The following is a 17,966-nucleotide window of genomic DNA, read 5'->3' as shown; positions in this document are numbered from 1 at the left end:
CAGCGTCCTGATATCGATGAGGTATTGCGATGATGCGGTGGAGATGTTGAGAATCTCCGTCCATGGATGCGGATGTCGTCGTGGTGGGGCTCGGTACCGTGGGGGCGATGGCCAGCTGGCGCCTCGCCGAGATCCACGGCGCGCGGGTCATCGGCGTGGAGCGGCATGCGCTCGGGCACGACTTCGGGGGCTACGCGGGCGAGTCGCGGTTGTTCCGCACCGGCTACCACGAAAGTCCGGAGTACGTCCCGATGCTGCTGCAGGCGCGGGAGCTCTGGCAGGAGTTGGAGCGGGGTGGGCGGCGGACGCTGTTCCACCCCGCGGGCGTGCTGTCGATCGGTGCTCCGACGATCACGCCGATGCGCAACGTGCTTGTCTCGGTGCAGCAGCACGGGATTGCCCACGAGGTGCTCGACGCGGCTGAGCTGGCGCACCGGTTCCCCCAGCACGGGTCGATCACCGACGAGATCGGGGTGCTCGACAAGCTCGGCGGGGTGCTGCGGCCCGAGTCCGCGGTGCACGAAGCGCTGCGTCGGGCGCGGCGAGCGGGTGCGGAGCTGCTCGACAGCGCTCCGGTGACCGCGGTCGAGCCGATTCCTGGTGGCGTGCGTGTGACGACCGAGCAGGGCGTCCGCACTGCGAAGCACGTCGTCGTCACCGCCGGAGCCTGGGCGGCGCAACTCCTGCCGGAACTGCGGGCGCTGCTCGACATCCGTCCGCTCGTGCTGACCTGGTTCGCTCCCGAAGACCCGGCAAGGTACGCGCCGGAGGTCTTCCCCGGTTTCATCCGCGATCTCGGGGACGTGCACCTGTTCGGCATCCCGAGCCTTGACGGTGCTCTGGTCAAAGCGGGCTGGGCCGATGCCTGGGGTTCGATCGACGACCCCGCTGGGCTGACCCGCTTCCTGGAGCCGCACGCCATGGCCGGGGTGGGCCGCGACGTCCACGGACTGCTGCCAGAACTGCCAGCGCAGCCGAGTCGGCACTCGGTCCACATGGACGCCTACACGCCGGACCGGCGGGCTGTCATCGGTGCGATCCAGCCCGGCGTGGCGGTCGTCGCCGGGCTGTCCGGGCACGGTTTCAAGCTCGCGCCCGCGTTCGGCGAGATCGCGGCCCGTCTCGTCCTCGGACTGCCGCAGCAGCACGACATCTCGCGGTTCTCCCCGGACCGGTTCGGGGGATGATGTGGAACTGCGGCTGTTGCGCCACTTCGTGGCCGTGTACGAGGAGCGCAGCTTCACCGCTGCGGCACGCCGCCTGCACACCGCGCAGCCACCGGTGAGCCAGGCGATCGCCAACCTTGAGCACGAACTCGGGCTGCGGTTGTTCGAGCGGACCAGCCGCTCGGTGTTGCCGACCTCCGCCGCCGACGTGCTCTATCCGGAGGCCCTCTTCCTGCTCCGGAGGGCAGCGGAGGCGCGGACCCTGGTGCGCGGCGACGTGGGCCGCACTCCGGTCCGGATCGCTGCGGTGACCTCCGCGTTCCCGGCCCTGCTCCCGGCGCTGCTGCCGGAACTGCCGCAGTGGGACCCCGTAGTGGTCGACCTCGGCAGCTCCGAGCAACGGCACGCGCTCGCAGCCGGGCGCGTCGACCTCGCCATCCTCCGGGAGTGGGAGGACCCTTCCCCGGACCAAATCGTGCTCGCCGACGAACGACTGCTGTTGGCCGTTCCGGTCGGGCACCCGCTGGCCGAGGCCGACACCGCGTCCCTGCGCGGCGTCGCCACCGAGCGCATCGTGCTGTTCGCCCGCGACCGCGCTCCGGTGGCCTTCGACGCGATCGCCGCGGCCTGCGCGGAGGCCGGTTTCTCCGCTGAACCGGTGGCCCACGTGCAAAGCGAACAGGCGATGCTGGGCCTGGTTTCGGCTGGTCTCGGGGTGGCCATCGTCTCCGAGATCCTCGGACTCACGCCCTGGCCCGGCGTGCGCTTCCTCCGCCTTCCCGGCACGACCGCGCGCTCGCCGCTGCGCGCCAGGGTCGCCAGCGGGGATCCGCTCGGGTTGCTCCCGGTTGTCGCGCGCGCCTTCCGGTCGGCCCAGCGCGCGCTCGGCTTCGGCGGGGACGACCCCGCTCAAGGCAATGCGCACCGTCCCACCGCCTCCGACGCCGAGCAGGCCGCGGAGGGCACCGCACCAGCACCGTAGGAGTGCCCATGGATTACTCAGCCTGGTCCCTGCTCGTGGACGCCGGACTCATCGGCCTGCTCCTCGTGGTCGGAACCGCGCTCCGAGCGACCGTCCGACCGTTGCAGACGCTGATGGTCCCGGCCAGCGTGATCGCCGGTGTGCTCGGGCTCGTGCTCGGGCCCGAGGGACTCGGCCTCCTGCCGTTCTCCGAACAACTCGGCACGTATTCATCGGTGCTCATCGTGGTCGTGTTCGCCTGCCTCGCGCTGACCGACGACCTCGACCTCCGGCGACTCGGTCGCTCGGTGGCCGGGTTCGCCAGCTACGGCGTGCTGATGTACGCGGCGCAGGTCGCCCTCGGCGTTGTGTTGGGACTGCTGGTGCTGGGCCCGCTGTTCGGCACGCCCGACGGATTCGGTCTGCTGCTGTTCGCCGGATGGGCTGGCGGATTCGGCTCAGCCGCGGCGATGGGAACGGTCTTCGGCGACGGCGGCTGGGCCGAAGCGCAGTCGTTGGCCTTCACCTCCGCGACGGTCGGATTGCTGGTCGGCATCGTCGGCGGCATCGTCCAGGCCAAGATCGGCGCGAAGCGCGGGCACGCCAAGGAATTCGAAGGGCTCGGCGCGTTGCCCGAGCACGTCCGAACCGGAGTCCTGCGCCCGGAAGGGGATCGGCCCGCGATCGGCACGCACACGTTCTCGGGCGGCACGATCGAATCGTTGAGCTTCCAGGCGGGGATCGTCCTGGTGATCTCCGCGGCGGCGTACGGGGTCAACACGCTGCTCGGCGAGGTCTTCCCGGCGGTGTCGTTCCCACTGTTCTCGATCGCGTTCCTGGTCGGGCTGGTCGTGCGCGCGCTGCTGTCCGCCACCCGGACGCGCCGCCTCGTCGATCCCGAGTCGCTCAAGTCGATCTCCGGCAGCGCCACCGACGTCCTCGTGGTCTGCGGAATCGCTTCCATCGTGCCGAGCTTCGTGGCCGACTACTGGCTGCCGCTGCTAGTCCTGTTCGTCGTCGGGTTGGCGCTGTGCCTGCTGCTCGGGCTCGGCCTGGCGCCGCGGATGCTCGGCGACGCGTGGTTCGAGAAGCAGATCTTCACCTGGGGTTGGGCGACCGGCTCGGTCTCGACCGGAATCGCGCTGCTGCGCATCATCGATCCGCGGCTGCGCTCCAAGACCCTGGAGGATTTCGCCGTCGCCTACCTGCCGATCCTGCCGGTCGAGGTGACCGCGGTGACCTTCACCCCGGTGCTCGCGCTCGCCGGGGCGAGCTGGGCCATCGCGGGGATCTGGGGTGCACTCGCGGCACTCGCGCTGGTCCTGCCCCTCGTGTTCGGTTGGCGGGCACCAACCCGAGCCGGGGACCGCATGTCGGAACCGAGGAAGTGATCTCCGGGACTCAGCCGCCGCGGATGCCGAGTTCCGCGGAGGTGCGGGTGTCCAGGTAGTCCAGGGCCAAGCGGCGGAAGACGTAGTCCGGGAGGGAGTGCGCGTACTCGATCTCCGGGTCGGAGACCGGGCCGCACGGTTCGAACCGCATGCCGACGTACTTCGCCACGTACCGCTCCAACGGAACACCGTGCTGCAGGCCCAGCGACACGGCTGCCGACAGGCTGTCCAGGAAGCCGCTGATCGGGCTGCCCTGCTGGTCGACGCGCACCCAGACCTCGCCGAGCTTGCCGTCCGGGTAGGCGTTGGTGGTCAGGTGGCCCGTGACGCCGCCGACGTCGAACCGGACGGTGTAGCCGCGGCGGCGACGCGGCGGCTGTTCGCGCGTCGCGTGCTGTTCCATCCGGATGACCCGGCGGCGTTGCTGGGCGACGTCGTTGTGGGCCATGTCGAAAGGCGCTCCTTCGGATCGGGCGTCCTTTATGGACAATGCGCCGACGGTACCGCAGCGGCGCGGCACGTCACGCGCGGGGCCGAGCCAGCAGCGCCCCGTCCGACAGCGAGACCGCCGTGCCGAAGCAGGCGCTCACCCGCGCCAACGTGGCGCGAAGCCATTCGGCGTCGGATGGCGACGCGGGGTGCAGGCGCATCTGCCTGGCCTGCATCGGCAGCATCCGCAGGTCGACGAGTTCGCCGGAGGTGGCCAGCGAGGCGAAGAACAGCAGGCGCAGATCGTCCCGGTACTGCTCGTAACCCGGAATGCCCTCGTAGTCGTCGATGAAATCGCCGCAGCCGTAGAGCACCAGCCGGTCGTGGTAGATCTCGATCGGTCTCGGGTGGTGCGAGGAGTGCCCGTGCACCACGTGCACCCCGCCGTCGATCAGCTGGTGCGCGAAGCGGACCTGGTCGGCTCCGACGTGGTACTGCCAGTTCGTGCCCCAGTGCAGCGAGACGATCACCACGTCGCCGGGCCGGGTCCGCTCGCGGATCTCGCCGGTGATCTCGGCGGCCCGTCGATCGGAGAGGTCGGGCAGGAAGTTGACCCCGGACCGCCGGGACGTCGCCGCCCAGCCCGCCGGGATGCCGCTGGACGCCGCGCCGTAACCGAACACCACCACCCGGCCGTGCGAGGTGCCGAGCACCACCGGTCGGCGCGCTTCGGCGTCGTCGTGCCCGGCGCCCACCCAGCGCAGTCCGGCCAGCGACAGCGCGTGCAACGTGTCGGCGAGCCCTTGGCGGCCGAAATCCAGGACGTGGTTGTTGGCCAGGTTGCACACGTCCGGCCGACCGGCGCTCAGACAGCGCACGTTGTCCGGGCTCATCCGGTAGTGCACGCCCTTGTGCGGCGCGAAGTCGTCGCAGCGGGTGATGCTGGACTCCAGGTTGATCACCCGCACATCGGGTGCGGCTGCCGCCAATGCGCGCAACGCATCGCCCCAAGGCCAGGCGAAGCCGACTGGGCAGGTGATCGGGCCGTTGCGCGCCTCGGCCGCCACGACATAGCTGCGCGCGTCCCGCAGGAAGTGCTCGTGCAGGCTGGGATTGCCGGGGTGCGGCAGGATCTGGTCGACGCCGCGACCCGGCATCACGTCGCCGCACAGGGACAGCCGGATCAGGTCCATCCCGCTCCTCCGATGCGTCAGCACGATCCACGCGCGCGCGGCGGAGCGTTTCTCCCGGCATCCAGGCTACGCCCGCGATGGGGTCACTTCTGCTCGTCGTCCTTGTCGGCGTCGTCGCGCAGCTCGGCTTTCAGGATGCGCATCGACTGGCCCAGACCACGGGCGGCCGCGGGCAGCCGCTTCGCGCCGAAGAGCACGACCAGCACCCCGATCACGATCAGCCAATGGGTCACTCCGAACGTCCCACTGAACACGGCTACCTCCTCCGAAGTGGTCGGCACCAGGTGGTGTCCGCTCCAGGATGCCTCGCGGTGACTGCCGGGCGCCGCCGCGGGTCAGCGCCAGGCGAAAACCGGTTGTTCCAGGTCGGCCACGCGGGTCTCCCGGCCGTGCAGCACCACCTCGGTGAACTGGTGCAGGACCGCTGCGGTTGGGGCGTGGACGAAGGTGCCGAGCAGCGGCAGCTGGATGACCGGGCGGTTGGATTCGGCGATCCGCACGAACCTGGGCTTGACGTCCAGTTCGGTCAGCGGCACCAGGTCGACGCGGGCGACCTCGTCCGGACTCGGCGTCAGCGGAGGTGCCGCGCCTACCCACACCACGATCGGCGTGATGACATAACCGGACCTCGTCGCGTAGTCGTCCAGCTGCCCGAGCACGTCCCGCGCCCGCGCGGTCACGCCGAGCTCCTCGCGCAGTTCGCGCAGTGCGGCCTGCCGGGCGTCCTCGCCGGGATCCAACCGACCGCCGGGCAGCGCGAACTGACCGGCGTGGGTGCGCAGCGTCGCGGCTCGGCGGGTCAGCCAGACTCCCAGCCCGCTGCCATCGCTGGCCAGCGTGATCGCGACCGCCGCGGCTCGGCGGCCCTGCAACGCGATGCGCCGGGTGCGGAACCGGTAGAGCCGAGCGACGATCTGCCGTCGGGTCTCGGCGGGATCGTCCGGCAGCGGCGGCTGGTCGTGGTCGGCCATCGCGGTCCTCTCGGTGGTGGCGCTGGGTCAGTCGGGCGGCAGTCCTCGGCTGAGCAGGTCGAACGCTTCGTCGAGGAAGTCGTGCAGGTCGGTGTCCGGATGGGCCCGGTGCCAGGACTGGATGCAACTGCGCATCGCGGTGATCGCAGTGGCCGACAGCAGCCGGACGTAGTGGTCTTCGCGGTCCCGGCCGAGCCGCTGCGCGAGCCCGTCGGCCAGGGCTGTCTCCAACGTCCGCGAGGCGCTGGCGATCCGGCGGATCAGTTCGGGCTTGTCGCGCAGCAGCAGCGCTTGGTCCCGCCAGGTTGGTGCGGCCATCGCGGTGTCGATGGCCGCGCCGAGCACGGTGTGCGCCACGCGCAGCGGCGGATGCTCGGCGGGCTGCGCCAGAACCCGCCGCGCGGTGCTCTCGACGATGTCGGGGTCCCACGGCACCAGCACTTCTTCCTTGGCGGTGAAGTAGTTGAAGAAGGTCCGCGGGGACACCCCGGCCTGGGCGCAGATGTCCTCGACGGTGACCGCCTCGATGCCGTGCTCCCGGAACAACCGGACGGCCGCCTGTTGCAGGGCCTGCCGGGTCGCCCGCTTCTTGCGCTCGCGCAGCCCAAGGGCCGAGCCCGCACCGCCGTCGTGGGCGGTCGTCGTCTTGGCCATCCGGAGCGTCCGTTCCGCTAGGGGGCGAGCATGGCGCGCAACGGGCGGTTCCGGGCATCTCCGGCAAACCGATGTTGCACACCTGCATTTTTGCACAGACTGCAGAAACAAGTTAGTGTTGCTAATCGTCAATCGGGGCAGTTCTCGCCGACGGCGCCGCTCGCGCTGGGCGATTCGAACCAGTGCAGTGCCGCACGCCCGTCTCGTCGCGAGGAGGTTTCTTGACCGAGGCACAGCCGAGTTCGTTGGTGCGCACGTTGGCGTCGACACTGTGGTTCCCGATGTTCTTCATCGTCGGATTCATGGTGTGCTACCTGCTGCCGTTCCACGCACCGGCACCGCACCACATGCCGGTGGCCGTGATCGGCGAGCAGGCCGCCAGCCAGCTCGATGCCGCCTTCGGCAAGGCGATGCCCGGCGGCATCGACGTCACCGCGGTACCCGACGAGCAGGGCGCGCGCGAGGCGATCACGCAGCGCGAGGCGGTAGCCGCCTACAACCCCGCCGACGGGGAGCTGTTCTACGCCAAGGCCAACGGGTCGGCGCTGCTGATGGTGCTGCAGCAGGTGTTCACCCCGATCGCCTCGACCGCTGGCCACCAACTCGTGCTCACCGACCTCGCGCCGACCGCGCCCGGCGACGTGATGGGCACCGGACTGTTCTACTGCCTGCTGGCGATGAACATCCCGCCCTACGTCACGGTGATGATGCTGCTGCGCGCGGCGCTGGGCACCCGGCAGAAACTGCTGGCGCTGGTCGGGGTCGGTGCTTTCGCCACCGTGGTCTGCTACTCCGTCGCGCTGTCGATGGACGTGATCTACAACCAGCCGATCCTGCTGCTGATCGGGTTCCTGCTCACCCAGGCGGTCGGGTGGACGACGTTCGGTCTGGTGCCGTTCGTCAAGCAGTTCATCCCCGGCGTGGCGATGGGCACGTTCGTGCTGCTGAGCATGCCCTCCAGCAGCGGCGCCATCCCCAAGGAGCTGGTGCCCGCGTTCTTCCAGTCGTTGCACCGGTTCTTGCCGCTCGGCCAGGCCGTCGACTCGATGCGCGGCATCCTGTACTTCAACGGCGTGGGCGCACCACCAGCCGTCCTCGGCTTGGCCGCCTGGTGGTTGCTGGGTGTGCTGCTGGTGGTGTTCAACCAGCTGCGGATGCGGCGCAAGCAGGCGGCGGACCCGGAGGCGGTGACCGATGCGGGCACCTACGAGCACGAGGACGACAGCGGTGTCGTGGTGGATCCGGCGATCGAGGCCCCCAAACCCGCGCACCACCACACGCTGGCTGGCACGGTGCTGGCCACCGGTGGCGCACCGGTGCCCGGCGCGATCGTGACCGTCACCGATTCGACCGGGACGCAGCTGGCGCACCTGGTGACCTCGAACTCCGGCGAGTACGAGGTGCACGACCTGCCGGGCACGCACGTCACGGTGGTCGTCTCGGCGCCGGGCATGCGCCCGGCGGTGGACCGGGTGGCGGTGCGGCCGGGACGCGTCGCGGGCCACGACTTCGTGCTGGAACCGGAACCGGGACACCACCGGAGCGCGGCGCGGGCCCGCTGATCAGTCCGATGTGGACCAGTGGCGGACGATGAGGGTTTCCGTCAGGTCGGCCACGGCGCTGCCGTCGGCGCGGGTCACGGCGGTGTTGCGGACGACGAACTCCAACGCGCCGCCCTTCTTGGTGTAGACGTCGGTGATCACCGGGCGCAGCACCAGGGTTTCGCCAGCGTGCGCCACGGAGTGGTAGGTGAACTCCTGCTCGCCGTGCAGCACCTCGCGCAGGTCGACGCCGAGGTCGCCGAGGAACCCGAAGGAATCCGGGCCGTCGAGGGTCAGCCCGAACAGGAACGTCGGTGGCACCGGCAGATTCGGATGCCCGGCGGCCCGCGCCGCGCCGAGATCGGTGTAAACCGGATCGGTCTCGCCGATGGCGCTCGCGAAGAACCGCAACCGACCGGCCTCGACGTCAACGATGATCGGCGGCAGCGCCGTGCCGATCAAGGCGGGATCGATCGCCATGCACTCCTCCGAAGGCCGACTGGTCCATCCAGGCTACTCGCGGAATCGGAACAGTAGCCGGATTCCGCGACCCGCTGTTGACCTCGCATCGGCGCGGCGCGTCCACTGGTCTGTGGCCAGTCCAATCCGGCAATGACGCAATCCTCCAGCAATGGCGCAGAGAGAGTCAGCAAAATGCCCGATTCCCGAAGCGACGACCACGGCGCTGGGATCGTGCTGTCGTTGATCAGCGTCGCAGCCGTGTGGTGGGGTCCGGAGACGTACCGGTCCGACATCCTCGCCGAGCCGGTGGCGGCGCGCCGGGTGGCGCAGGGGATCCGGCATGAGTAGCCCGGTGTCAACGTCAGTCCTCCTCAACTGCACCCCAGGGGACCGTGACGCAAGCCAGCCACCAGAAACCACGCAACGGGAGATTGCGCTGGACGCCACCACCACTGTGAATCGCGGAGAGGCGGACCAGTGAATCGCGGAGAGGCGGAACTGGAGGCGGACCAGTCATGAGCGCCGACCGGCCGTCGTTCCGGCTGATGCCGATCAAGCAGCTCGACGTCTACCGGGAAGTGCTGCGGCAACTGGAGAAACTGGTCGCCGAGTGCGCATCCGGCGATCGGCTGCCCGCTGAGCGGGAACTCGCCGAGCAGTTGCAGGTCAGCCGGGTGTCGGTGCGGGAGGCGCTGCGCAGCCTGGAGAGCATGGGCAAGATCGAGATCCGGCGCAACGCCGGGGCGTTCGTCATCGATCCCGACGGCGCGCCGCCGATCGAACTGCTGCTACCACCGAGCGGCGACACGGGCCTGCAGTGGTTGACGGACCTGCGGGCGGCCATCGAGACCCGAGTGGTCCAGCTCGTCGGGCAGCAGGCGGACGCGGACCTGACCCCGGTGCGGGATCTGCTGGCCCGCATCGCCGACGAACTGCTCGCGGAGGAAACCCAGCAGGGCAGCCTCGACCTCCGGTTCGAGGCCGCGCTCGCCCAGTTCGCCGGGAACCCGCTGCTGCTGCGCATGCAGAAGTGGGTGCACCGGGCGTGGATCGCGTCCTGGAGCGAGGCCGGAGTCGCGCCGGGCGACCGCCGGTCGCTGCACACCGAGCACGTCGAGATTCTCGCCGCGTTGCAGCAGGGCGACGCGGAACAGGCCGTCCGGCGGATGGAACAGCACGTCGGGCGGCGGGTTCGTGGCGTCTGACCGTTCGAGGCAGGAAGGATTCCGACGATCATGTTGCACGAACAGCAGATCAGCGACTACCGGGAGCGCGGGTTCATCGCCGTCGACGACGTGCTGACCCCGGCCGAGGTGGCCGAGATCCGGGCGGCCACCGACGAGTTCGTCGAACGCTCCCGCGCGGTCACCACGCACACCGATGTGTTCGACCTCGAACCGGGGCACAGCGCCGAAAGCCCCAGGCTGCGCCGGTTGAAGCAGCCGCACCTGCGGCACGGCGCCTTCGACCGCGCGCTGCGCAACGACCGGATACTGGACATCGTCGGCCAGCTGATCGGCCCTGGCATCCGCTTTCAGAACACCAAGTTGAACCTCAAGTCACCGGAGTTCGGCAGCCCGGTCGAATGGCACCAGGACTGGGCCTTCTACCCGCACACCAACGACGACGTGCTGGCCGTCGGCATCGCCATCGACGAAATGGCGCTGTGCAACGGCTGCCTGATGGTGGTGCCGGGCTCGCATCGCGGCCCGGTGCTGAGCCACCACCAGGACGGCTACTTCGTGGGTGCGGTGCCGCCGGACGGCTTGGCCGACCGGGCGGTGCCCATCGAACTCCGCGCCGGTGGCATCTCGGTGCACCACGCCCGGCTGCTGCACGGATCCGCGCCGAACACCTCGGACCGGCCGCGCCGCTTCCTGCTCTTCGAATACGCCGCTGCGGACGCGTGGCCGTTGGTCGGCAATCCCGGCTGGCGCGAACTCAACGACAAGCTGCTGCGCGGTGAACCCGTCGTGAGCCCGCGCCTGGAGCCGGTACCGGTCCGACTGCCGGAACCGACGCACGACCGCGGCGGCTCGATCTACGAAACGCAGAGCGCCGTGAAACAACGCGCCTTCCAGCAGGTCAGGCGCGGGTCTTCCGGCTGATTGCGTAGTAGATCGCGCTCAGCAGCGCGAAGAACGGCACGCCCGCCCACCAGGCGACCGCCAGATCCTCGATGAACGCGGTGGACACCAGGATCGCCGCGAGGAACAGGATGGCCACGATCCCCGTCACCGGCGCGCCGCGCAGCCGGACCTTCGGCAGCGGCAAGCCGTCGGCGGCGCGGGAACGTCGGAACGCGAGGTGCGTGACCAGGATCAGGATCCACACCACCAGCGCACCGAAGATGGACAACCCGAACAACGCCAAGTAGGCGGCGTTTCCCTGCGCCGCTGAGAGCACCGTGGCGATGAGCAGTCCGGCGGCGCTGAGCAACAGCGCGCGATGGGGTACGCCACGTCGGCTCAGCCGAGCGGTCCAGCGCGGCGCATATCCGTGCCCGGCAAGGGAATGCAGCATCCGGGTGCACAGGTACAGGTTCGTGTTCGCGCTGGACAGCGCCGCGGTGAGCACCACGAAGTTCATCACCAGCGCGGCGAACGGGATTCCGGCGGCGCTGAAGACGGTCACGAACGGGCTCTCGCTGACACCGCTGGTCTGCGCGACCACGGTCCAGGGCACCACGGTCAGCACCAGCGCGATGGCCAGCAGGTAGAACAGCGACAGCCGCAGCACCATCTGCCGGGCCGCGCGGGGGATGTCGCGTTCGGGGTCCTCCGACTCGGCGGCGGTCACCGAGACGACCTCGGTGCCGATGAAGCTGAACAGCGCGAACACCATCGCCAGGTACAGGCCGCTCAAGCCGTTGGGCAGGAATCCGCCGTGCGCGGTCAGATTCCCGAACCCGGTGGGCTCGGCGTTGGGCAGGCCCACGGTCACCAGCGCGAGCGCCAGCAGGATGAACACCACGATCGCGATGACCTTGATCATCGCGAACCAGTACTCGAAGGTGCCGAACAGTCCGACCGCGCCCGCGTTCACCACGAGGATGAGAACCGAGAACACCACCACGGGCAGCCACAGCGGCAGCTGCGGCCACCAGAACTGGGTGTAGATCCCGGCCGCGATGAGCTCCCCGCCGATCGCGATGGCCTGGATCGTCCAGTACGTCCAGCGCACCACGAAACCCGCCCACGAGCCCAGGTACCGGTGCGCGATGGCGCCGAAGGCGCCCGCGTCCGGGTGCTGCACGACCATCTCGGCCAGTGCCCAAGCGATCACCAGCGCGACGAGCGCGCAGCCGAGGTAGGCCAGCACGGTGGCTGGTCCGGCCTGCGAGATGGCCAGGCTGGAGCCCAGGAACAGCCCGGTGCCGATCGCGCCGCCGAGGCCGATCATCGTCACCTGGCGGTGCGTCAGCGTTCGGCGCAGCTGGCTGCCGGACCTGGTGTCGACCTCGGTGGATCTTCCGGTGGTGGAGTCCATGTCAGCTCCCGGAGCGGCGGTAGTCGGCGACGGCCGCTGCGACAGCGTCCACATCGGATTCGTCGTTGTAGAAGTGGAAGGACATCCGCAGCGCGGTGCCGCGCGGGCTGGCGGCGATCCGCCGTTCGGCCAGCCAGGCGGCCAACTTGTTCGGGTCGTCCTCGCGCAGCGCGACCTGCGGCCCGCGTGCTGCCGGATCGGTCGGCGACCACAGCCGCTCACCAGCGGCCAGCAGCCGGTCCTGCAATGCCTGGGTCAACCTCTGGATGTGCTCGTGCACGGCCGCTGCGTCCAGCCGGTTGACCAGCTCCAGACCCGCGTTCGCGCCGTAGGCGGAGGAGATGCTCGGAGTGCCGCTCTCGTAGCGGCTGGCGCGGGCCGGGTGGTCGATCGAGCGCGGATCGAACTCGTACGGGTTGACGCGACCGAACCAACCGGTCAGCTGCGGCGCCACTGCATCGCGCACGCCCCGGCGCGCGTAGAGGAAGGCGATACCGGGGATGCCGAGCACGTACTTGAGCGCACCCGCGACGAGGAAATCGCAGCCCAACTCCTTGACGTCGATGCGGCGCACGCCCGCGGCCTGGTAGGCGTCGACGAACGTCGTCGCACCCTGCTCCTTCGCACGGGCGATCACCTCGCGAGCCGGTAGCACGAGGCCGTTGCGGTAGGACACCAGCGGCACCGACACGAGCTCGGCGCGCTCGTCGATCGCGTCGAGGTAGTCCTCGGTGCGCACCCGGCCGTCGGTCTCTCCGATGTGGACGACCTCGGCGCCGCGCGGGCGCTGGGCGAGCCACACGTGCGCGACGGAGGGGAACTCCATGTCGGTGGTGATGATCCGCGACCGGGCGGCGTAACTCCTCGTCGACGCCGCCTGGAAGGCGGCTTCGGAAGCGTTGGCCAGCACCGCGACCTCGTCGGGTTCGGCGCCGACCAGCCGGGCGAAGCCGTGTCGCGCCTGTTCGACCTGCTGCATCCAAACTTCCCACGCCGTTCCCTGCTCCCGCAGCGTGCGCTGGTACTCGGCGAGCGCGTCGCCGAGCTGCCGGGACGGTGCGCCCTGGCTGCAACTGGCCAGGTGCACGTGCTCGGCCAGCGACGGGAAGTACCCGCGGAACAGGTTCGGATCGGTGATGGCGGTTGGGACGGCGTTCACGGTGCGATTCCTCGGCTAGTGGGCGGATTCAGTAGCTCGGCGGCGTCACCGAGACCAGGAAGGTGGCGGTTTCGGTGCCCGGATTGACGAAGCGGTGCGGCGTTCGCGAATCGAAGTAGCAGCTGTCGCCCGGCGCCAGCCGGATCAGCGTTTCGCCGACCTCGACGAGCACTTCACCGGCCTGGGCCAGCACGCATTCTTCGGACGGGTGGCTCCAGGGACGATCGGCGGACGCCGCACCCGGTTCCAGGGAACCTTCCAGCAGTTCCAGGCGGCCGGATCCGGGGGAGATGCGGGTGTAGCTGATCCCGCCGTGCGGGGAACTGACCGTCATCCGGCGGTCGCGGCGGACCACCGCCACCTGCCGGAGGTCCTCTTCGGCGAAGAAGCTGAACAGCGGCACTTCCAGGGTTCTGGCCAGTCGGCGCAGCGTTTCCAGGCTGGGGTCGTGGATGTCGCGCTCGACCTGGCTGAGGAGTCCGGTGGACAGTCCGGTGCGCTCGGCCAGTTGCTTGAGGGTGAGGTTGCGTTCACGGCGGAGCTCTCGCAGGTGCGGGCCGATCATGGCGGGCTTTCGGGGTGGGTGAAGGGTTTCAGCGAGAATGAATCTTCGGGGTGGGCGAAGTCAATAGCCGCGAGATCCGCAACGATGACATGGCGAGTGGACGTGCGGTTCGGCACGTCTGCCGGTGCTGGTCGGGGCCGGACGTCGGACGTAGGATGTTTGGGCAGGCTGGACGGTGTGGATCGGTGGAGGGCTTGATGGCGGGTGGCGGCAGGTTGCTGCAGGACAAGGTCGTGGACCTGATCCTGGAGTCCGGACTGCAACCCGGCGCGCCGCTGCCGAGCGAGCCGCAGCTGATGGCGCAGTTCGGGGCGAGCCGCAACTCGATCCGGGAGACGCTGCGCGCCCTGCACACGCTGGGCATCGTGGACATCCGGCACGGCTACGGAACCTTCGTCGGTGAGGCGCCGGTGACCGCGCTGCTGCCCGGTCTGCTGTTCCGCGCGCGGCAATCCGCCCGCCAGGACGCTTCGACGCTGGCCGACTTCATCCAGTTGCGGCGGATCCTGGAGACCTCGCTGATCGCCGAGGTACCCGGGAACGCCGACGACGCGCTGATCGCCGAACTGGAGTCGTGCGTCGCCGAGATGCGCAGCGGCGACGTCGTCGAGGCCGATCGGCGGTTCCACCAGGCGCTGTACCGGCCGGTCGGCAACGAGATCGCGGTCCAGCTAATCGACCTGTTCTGGACCGTCTACCACCGGGTGGAGGCGGAGATCGATCCGCCCGAGGTGGTGCGCGACGAGATCGGCGACGAACACCAGCGCATCATCGACGCGATCCGCGCCGGAGATGCCGACGCGGCGGCCCAGGAGATGTCCAGGCACTTCTCCGACATAGAGCGACGTTCTCGGCGTTTCGTCGACAAGCAGCGGTAGTTCACGCGCATCCCTGCGGCACTCCGGGCGGTGGCCTTGACAAGATTTAAGACGACCGGTCATATTGAAGGTGTGCCGAGGCCGAGTGTTCGTGAAGAGATCGTCGAGGCCGCTTTGGTGGAGTTGCACCGGCGTGGTTTCGCCGCCACGTCGGTCGACACGATCACCAAGGCGGCCGGAGTTCCCAAGGGCTCCTTCTACAACCACTTCAAGAGCAAGGAAGCTCTTGGGGTCGAGGTGCTGGCCCGCTACGTCGCCGGGGTCGGCTGGCAGGACGAAGGCGACCCCGAGCTGTCGCCGTTGGGGTTGCTGCGCAAGCGTTTCCAACTGATGACCGACGTCCTGGTGGACAACGGGTACACGCGCGGCTGCCTGATCGGCAATCTCGGCGAGGAGTTGGCGGACCACAGCTCGGCGATCCGCAGCGAGGTCCAGACCCGCTTGGCGGAGTGGTCGGACAGCATTGCCGAATCGCTGCGGGCCGCCCAGGACGCCGGCGAGGTCTCGCGCGACCTGGACGTGGCCCGGATCGCGCGGTTCATCCTCAACGCGTGGCAGGGCGCACTGCTGCGCGCCAAGGTCGTCAAGAACCCCGAGCCGCTGGACGACTTCTTCGCGACCGTCTTCGACGAAATCCTGCGCTGAACAATCCCGATGAGGAGCTATGTCTACGTTTCGTGCGTTCGAAGTCACCGGATCACGCCAGTTCAAACTGGTGGAACGGGAATTGCGCACACCGCTGCCAGGTCAGGTGCGGCTGAAGGTCGAGAGCTGCGGGATCTGCCACACCGATGTGCTGGCCGCGGAAGGACTCCGCGCTGATCCGTCGCAGCCCCTCGTCCCCGGCCACGAGATCGTCGGGGTGATCGACGCGGTTGGGGAGGGCGTGACGACGTGGCAGCTCGGTGACCGGGTGGGCGTCGGCTTCCTCGGTGGCCAGTGCGGGCAGTGCGACCCCTGTCGGCGAGGTGATTTCGTCAACTGCACCGACCAGCCGCAGATGGGGACCACAGTGGACGGTGGCTACGCGGAGGCGGCCTACGCCAGGGCCAGCGGGCTGGTGCGCATCCCGGAGGACTTGACCTCGGTGGCGGCGGCCCCGTTGCTGTGCGCGGGCTTCACCACGTTCAACGCGTTGCAGTCGCTGGACATCAGCCCGGGGTCGTTGGTGGCTGTGCAGGGGATCGGCGGACTGGGACACCTCGGCGTGCAGTACGCCAGCAAGCTCGGCTACCGCGTCGCCGCCATCGCACGGGGATCGGGCAAGGCCGCGTTGGCCAAGCAGCTGGGTGCGGACCACTACATCGACAGCCTCGCGGAGGACCCCGGCGCCGCCCTGCAGGCGCTCGGTGGCGCCGCCGCGATCATCGCCACCGCCACCAGCGGAGCCTCGATGTCGCCGCTGGCGACGGGCCTGGCACTGCACGGACACCTGGTGGTAGTCGGAGTCGCCGCCGATCCCATTTCGGTCAACACGCCCGACCTGATCTTCGGGCAGCGCACGCTCACCGGGAGCTTGACCGGCTCGGCGATCGAGAACGAGGACAACCTCGCCTTCAGCGCGGCCCGCGGCATCCAGTCCATGAACGAGGTCATGCCGCTCAGCGATGCACCGAAGGCTTACGAGCACATGCTCTCCGGGGACGCGCGGTTCCGAGTCGTCCTCGACATGACCGCCTGAAAAGGCACGCGGCCGGGCGCTTGGGAGTGCTGAGCCGGTGTCCGGACCGCGCGTCGTGCAGGCGATGATGTCCGGCATGCAACAGCTCGACGACCTCGACCGCCGGATCGTGGCCGCCCTGCAGGTCAACGGCCGTGCCAGCTGGACCGACATCGCGGCCGCGGTGGACACCTCGGTGACCACCGTGGCCCGTCGGGCGCAACAGCTGCTCTCCGACGGGGTCGTGCGGATCATCGCGCTGACCAAGCTGCAGCAGGGCGGCGACGGCGACCTGTTCCTGGTGCGGCTGTGCTGCACGGCGGGACGGCAGCTGGCGACAGCCGCGGCTCTGGTGGACCGCCCGGACGTCCGGTTCCTGGCGGTGCTCACCGGTGAGCACGACCTGATCGTGGAAATCCTGGTGCCGCGCGGGGCCGGGTTGCACGCGGTGCTGGTCGAGCAGTTACAGGGCATTCCGTGGGTGCGGCAGAGCGTCGCGGAGCTGGTGCTGCACACCTACAAGATCGGGCAGGACTGGAGCCGCCAGTTGATCGGTGGCGCCGACCAGCTCTCCCACCCCCACGCGCCGCACCTGTGCGACGACTCGCACCTCGACGAGCTGGACACCCGGATCGTCGCGCTGCTGCACGAGGACGGCCGGGCCGGATTCCAGACCCTGGCCAAGCGCCTGGGGGTCAACGAGAGCACCGTTCGACGGCGCTGCGAGGCGCTGTACCGCAGGGGCTGCGTGGAGACGGTGACCCTGGTGCCAGCCGCCGTACTCGGATACGAGGCCGAGGTCATGCTGTTCGTGTCGGTCGAGCCAGCGCGGTTGGAATCGGTTGCCGCGCTGCTGGCAGAGCACCGCGGTGTGCGGTTCGTGGCCGCGGTGCTGGGGCAGTACTCATTGGTGTGCGAAGTGATCATGCCGACCACCGAAGACCTCTACCGGTTCGTCACCGGCACCCTGGGCAGCATCGACGGGGTCCGCAGTTGGCAGGCGAACGTGGAGGCGTTGACGGTGAAGCGGGGCTTCGTCGTGGTCCCGTGGGCGGGGGAGGCGCTGGCGAACGCCCGCACCGACCAGGCTTAGCCCCGGACCTGCTGGGGACCGAAATCCGAGTCGTCCGCCGTGACGGGCAGTTCGCAGTCGCTCAGGCGGGCGATGTGCTGGTCGATCAGTTCGTCCAGCTCGGCCAGGCGGGCGCGCAGGGCTTCGGCGTGGCGGCGGGAAGCGCTGGGGAGCTGCGCCGCCAGGTGACCGTACTCGGCGAGCACTGTGGGCAGGTCGTTGTTCTCCTGCTGCCTGGGGATGTGGTCCATTCATTGATGGTGCGGCCAGCAGCGGGATTCGTCGATTCGATCAGTCGCGACGCGGCGCGGGTCGATCATCCCCGGATAAGCTCACCGAGCCGGGTTCACCCGGTGTGATGATCTCGGGAGATTG

Annotated in this window: 21 protein-coding genes; 11 read left to right on the top strand and 10 right to left on the bottom strand. The window is 69.4% G+C overall.

The annotated features are described in order from the left end of the window. The first annotated feature begins 62 nt into the window (after positions 1 to 62). Genes solA through MOQ72_RS12500 form a run of 3 tightly spaced genes read left to right on the top strand, consistent with a single transcriptional unit; the run spans position 63 to position 3,518 of the window. Positions 63 to 1,187, top strand: coding sequence for an N-methyl-L-tryptophan oxidase (gene solA, locus MOQ72_RS12510; protein WP_242183273.1), 1,125 nt, complete (start codon positions 63 to 65; stop codon positions 1,185 to 1,187). 1 nt (position 1,188) lies between these two features. Beyond that, positions 1,189 to 2,148, top strand: a complete 960-nt coding sequence (locus MOQ72_RS12505) for a LysR family transcriptional regulator (protein WP_242183271.1) — start codon at positions 1,189 to 1,191, stop codon at positions 2,146 to 2,148. A gap of 8 nt (positions 2,149 to 2,156) precedes the next feature. Next, positions 2,157 to 3,518, top strand: coding sequence for a sodium/glutamate symporter (locus MOQ72_RS12500; protein WP_242183269.1), 1,362 nt, complete (start codon positions 2,157 to 2,159; stop codon positions 3,516 to 3,518). Between the two features lie 10 nt (positions 3,519 to 3,528). Here MOQ72_RS12500 and MOQ72_RS12495 read toward each other — a convergent pair whose 3' ends face one another. From MOQ72_RS12495 to MOQ72_RS12475, 5 genes are all read right to left on the bottom strand, one after another. Further along, positions 3,529 to 3,966: a TSCPD domain-containing protein gene (locus MOQ72_RS12495; protein WP_242183267.1), complete on the bottom strand. Its 438-nt coding sequence runs from the start codon at positions 3,964 to 3,966 to the stop codon at positions 3,529 to 3,531. Positions 3,967 to 4,039: 73 nt separating this feature from the next. Then, a complete protein-coding gene (locus tag MOQ72_RS12490) occupies positions 4,040 to 5,140 on the bottom strand; it encodes a CapA family protein (RefSeq protein ID WP_242183265.1) in 1,101 nt (366 codons plus the stop codon). An 83-nt stretch (positions 5,141 to 5,223) separates the two neighbouring features. After that, positions 5,224 to 5,394, bottom strand: a complete 171-nt coding sequence (locus MOQ72_RS12485; protein WP_242183263.1) for a Sec-independent protein translocase subunit TatA — start codon at positions 5,392 to 5,394, stop codon at positions 5,224 to 5,226. Between the two features lie 81 nt (positions 5,395 to 5,475). Then, on the bottom strand, positions 5,476 to 6,111 hold the full coding sequence (locus MOQ72_RS12480) for an NUDIX hydrolase (protein ID WP_242183261.1): 636 nt from the start codon (positions 6,109 to 6,111) through the stop codon (positions 5,476 to 5,478). Positions 6,112 to 6,138: 27 nt separating this feature from the next. Then, positions 6,139 to 6,765, bottom strand: a complete 627-nt coding sequence (locus MOQ72_RS12475; protein ID WP_242183259.1) for a TetR/AcrR family transcriptional regulator — start codon at positions 6,763 to 6,765, stop codon at positions 6,139 to 6,141. 221 nt (positions 6,766 to 6,986) lie between these two features. On the opposite strand from MOQ72_RS12475, the gene MOQ72_RS12470 reads away from it, so the two are divergent. Next, positions 6,987 to 8,327 carry a carboxypeptidase regulatory-like domain-containing protein gene (locus tag MOQ72_RS12470; RefSeq protein ID WP_242183257.1) on the top strand — a complete coding sequence of 447 codons (1,341 nt, stop codon included), beginning with the start codon at positions 6,987 to 6,989 and terminating at the stop codon, positions 8,325 to 8,327. Here MOQ72_RS12470 and MOQ72_RS12465 read toward each other — a convergent pair whose 3' ends face one another. Then, a complete protein-coding gene (locus MOQ72_RS12465) occupies positions 8,328 to 8,786 on the bottom strand; it encodes a MaoC family dehydratase N-terminal domain-containing protein (protein ID WP_242183256.1) in 459 nt (152 codons plus the stop codon). 174 nt (positions 8,787 to 8,960) lie between these two features. Between MOQ72_RS12465 and MOQ72_RS12460 the strand changes: the two genes are divergently transcribed. From MOQ72_RS12460 to MOQ72_RS12450, 3 genes are all read left to right on the top strand, one after another. Then, on the top strand, positions 8,961 to 9,116 hold the full coding sequence (locus tag MOQ72_RS12460; RefSeq protein ID WP_242183254.1) for a hypothetical protein: 156 nt from the start codon (positions 8,961 to 8,963) through the stop codon (positions 9,114 to 9,116). A gap of 167 nt (positions 9,117 to 9,283) precedes the next feature. After that, positions 9,284 to 9,973, top strand: coding sequence for a FadR/GntR family transcriptional regulator (locus tag MOQ72_RS12455; protein WP_242183252.1), 690 nt, complete (start codon positions 9,284 to 9,286; stop codon positions 9,971 to 9,973). A 30-nt stretch (positions 9,974 to 10,003) separates the two neighbouring features. Continuing rightward, positions 10,004 to 10,876 (top strand): phytanoyl-CoA dioxygenase family protein, encoded by an 873-nt coding sequence (locus MOQ72_RS12450; RefSeq protein WP_242183250.1) that lies wholly within the window; start codon positions 10,004 to 10,006, stop codon positions 10,874 to 10,876. Here MOQ72_RS12450 and MOQ72_RS12445 read toward each other — a convergent pair. The 3 genes from MOQ72_RS12445 to MOQ72_RS12435 are packed head-to-tail and all read right to left on the bottom strand — an operon-like array spanning position 10,854 to position 13,981. Then, positions 10,854 to 12,257, bottom strand: coding sequence for an amino acid permease (locus MOQ72_RS12445; RefSeq protein ID WP_242183248.1), 1,404 nt, complete (start codon positions 12,255 to 12,257; stop codon positions 10,854 to 10,856). The two genes, MOQ72_RS12450 and MOQ72_RS12445, sit on opposite strands and share 23 nt — an antisense overlap. A 1-nt stretch (position 12,258) precedes the next feature. Then, positions 12,259 to 13,416, bottom strand: a complete 1,158-nt coding sequence (locus MOQ72_RS12440) for an aminotransferase class V-fold PLP-dependent enzyme (RefSeq protein WP_242183246.1) — start codon at positions 13,414 to 13,416, stop codon at positions 12,259 to 12,261. A gap of 28 nt (positions 13,417 to 13,444) precedes the next feature. After that, positions 13,445 to 13,981 carry a helix-turn-helix domain-containing protein gene (locus tag MOQ72_RS12435; RefSeq protein WP_242183244.1) on the bottom strand — a complete coding sequence of 179 codons (537 nt, stop codon included), beginning with the start codon at positions 13,979 to 13,981 and terminating at the stop codon, positions 13,445 to 13,447. A gap of 197 nt (positions 13,982 to 14,178) precedes the next feature. Here MOQ72_RS12435 and MOQ72_RS12430 point away from each other — a divergent pair, with 197 nt between their 5' ends. The 4 genes from MOQ72_RS12430 to MOQ72_RS12415 all read left to right on the top strand — a co-directional run bounded on the left by MOQ72_RS12430 (position 14,179) and on the right by MOQ72_RS12415 (position 17,612). Further along, positions 14,179 to 14,859 (top strand): FadR/GntR family transcriptional regulator, encoded by a 681-nt coding sequence (locus MOQ72_RS12430; RefSeq protein ID WP_242183242.1) that lies wholly within the window; start codon positions 14,179 to 14,181, stop codon positions 14,857 to 14,859. Positions 14,860 to 14,931: 72 nt separating this feature from the next. After that, the gene (locus MOQ72_RS12425; RefSeq protein ID WP_242183240.1) at positions 14,932 to 15,504 is read left to right on the top strand and encodes a TetR/AcrR family transcriptional regulator; all 573 of its coding nucleotides are present in this window, start codon (positions 14,932 to 14,934) and stop codon (positions 15,502 to 15,504) included. 19 nt (positions 15,505 to 15,523) lie between these two features. Further along, a complete protein-coding gene (locus MOQ72_RS12420; RefSeq protein WP_242183238.1) occupies positions 15,524 to 16,540 on the top strand; it encodes an alcohol dehydrogenase catalytic domain-containing protein in 1,017 nt (338 codons plus the stop codon). A gap of 37 nt (positions 16,541 to 16,577) precedes the next feature. Continuing rightward, positions 16,578 to 17,612, top strand: coding sequence for an Lrp/AsnC family transcriptional regulator (locus MOQ72_RS12415; RefSeq protein ID WP_242183237.1), 1,035 nt, complete (start codon positions 16,578 to 16,580; stop codon positions 17,610 to 17,612). On the opposite strand, the gene MOQ72_RS12410 is transcribed toward MOQ72_RS12415, so the two are convergent. Then, entirely contained in the window at positions 17,609 to 17,842 is a 234-nt protein-coding gene (locus tag MOQ72_RS12410; RefSeq protein WP_242183234.1) for a hypothetical protein, read from the bottom strand. The two genes, MOQ72_RS12415 and MOQ72_RS12410, sit on opposite strands and share 4 nt — an antisense overlap. Positions 17,843 to 17,966: the final 124 nt, after the last annotated feature.

Source organism: Saccharopolyspora soli (genome assembly GCF_022678645.1).
Classification (GTDB): Bacteria; Actinomycetota; Actinomycetes; order Mycobacteriales; family Pseudonocardiaceae; genus Saccharopolyspora; species Saccharopolyspora soli.
This window is presented reverse-complemented; position numbering and strand designations above follow the sequence as displayed.

Coding starts and splice junctions, on each gene's coding strand:
- solA (WP_242183273.1), top strand. CDS start 63: ATGGATGCGGATGTCGTCGTGGTGGGGCTCGGTACCGTGGGGGCGATG.
- MOQ72_RS12500 (WP_242183269.1), top strand. CDS start 2,157: ATGGATTACTCAGCCTGGTCCCTGCTCGTGGACGCCGGACTCATCGGC.
- MOQ72_RS12495 (WP_242183267.1), bottom strand. CDS start 3,966: ATGGCCCACAACGACGTCGCCCAGCAACGCCGCCGGGTCATCCGGATG.
- MOQ72_RS12490 (WP_242183265.1), bottom strand. CDS start 5,140: ATGGACCTGATCCGGCTGTCCCTGTGCGGCGACGTGATGCCGGGTCGC.
- MOQ72_RS12480 (WP_242183261.1), bottom strand. CDS start 6,111: ATGGCCGACCACGACCAGCCGCCGCTGCCGGACGATCCCGCCGAGACC.
- MOQ72_RS12475 (WP_242183259.1), bottom strand. CDS start 6,765: ATGGCCAAGACGACGACCGCCCACGACGGCGGTGCGGGCTCGGCCCTT.
- MOQ72_RS12465 (WP_242183256.1), bottom strand. CDS start 8,786: ATGGCGATCGATCCCGCCTTGATCGGCACGGCGCTGCCGCCGATCATC.
- MOQ72_RS12460 (WP_242183254.1), top strand. CDS start 8,961: ATGCCCGATTCCCGAAGCGACGACCACGGCGCTGGGATCGTGCTGTCG.
- MOQ72_RS12455 (WP_242183252.1), top strand. CDS start 9,284: ATGAGCGCCGACCGGCCGTCGTTCCGGCTGATGCCGATCAAGCAGCTC.
- MOQ72_RS12450 (WP_242183250.1), top strand. CDS start 10,004: ATGTTGCACGAACAGCAGATCAGCGACTACCGGGAGCGCGGGTTCATC.
- MOQ72_RS12445 (WP_242183248.1), bottom strand. CDS start 12,257: ATGGACTCCACCACCGGAAGATCCACCGAGGTCGACACCAGGTCCGGC.
- MOQ72_RS12435 (WP_242183244.1), bottom strand. CDS start 13,981: ATGATCGGCCCGCACCTGCGAGAGCTCCGCCGTGAACGCAACCTCACC.
- MOQ72_RS12430 (WP_242183242.1), top strand. CDS start 14,179: ATGGCGGGTGGCGGCAGGTTGCTGCAGGACAAGGTCGTGGACCTGATC.
- MOQ72_RS12420 (WP_242183238.1), top strand. CDS start 15,524: ATGTCTACGTTTCGTGCGTTCGAAGTCACCGGATCACGCCAGTTCAAA.
- MOQ72_RS12410 (WP_242183234.1), bottom strand. CDS start 17,842: ATGGACCACATCCCCAGGCAGCAGGAGAACAACGACCTGCCCACAGTG.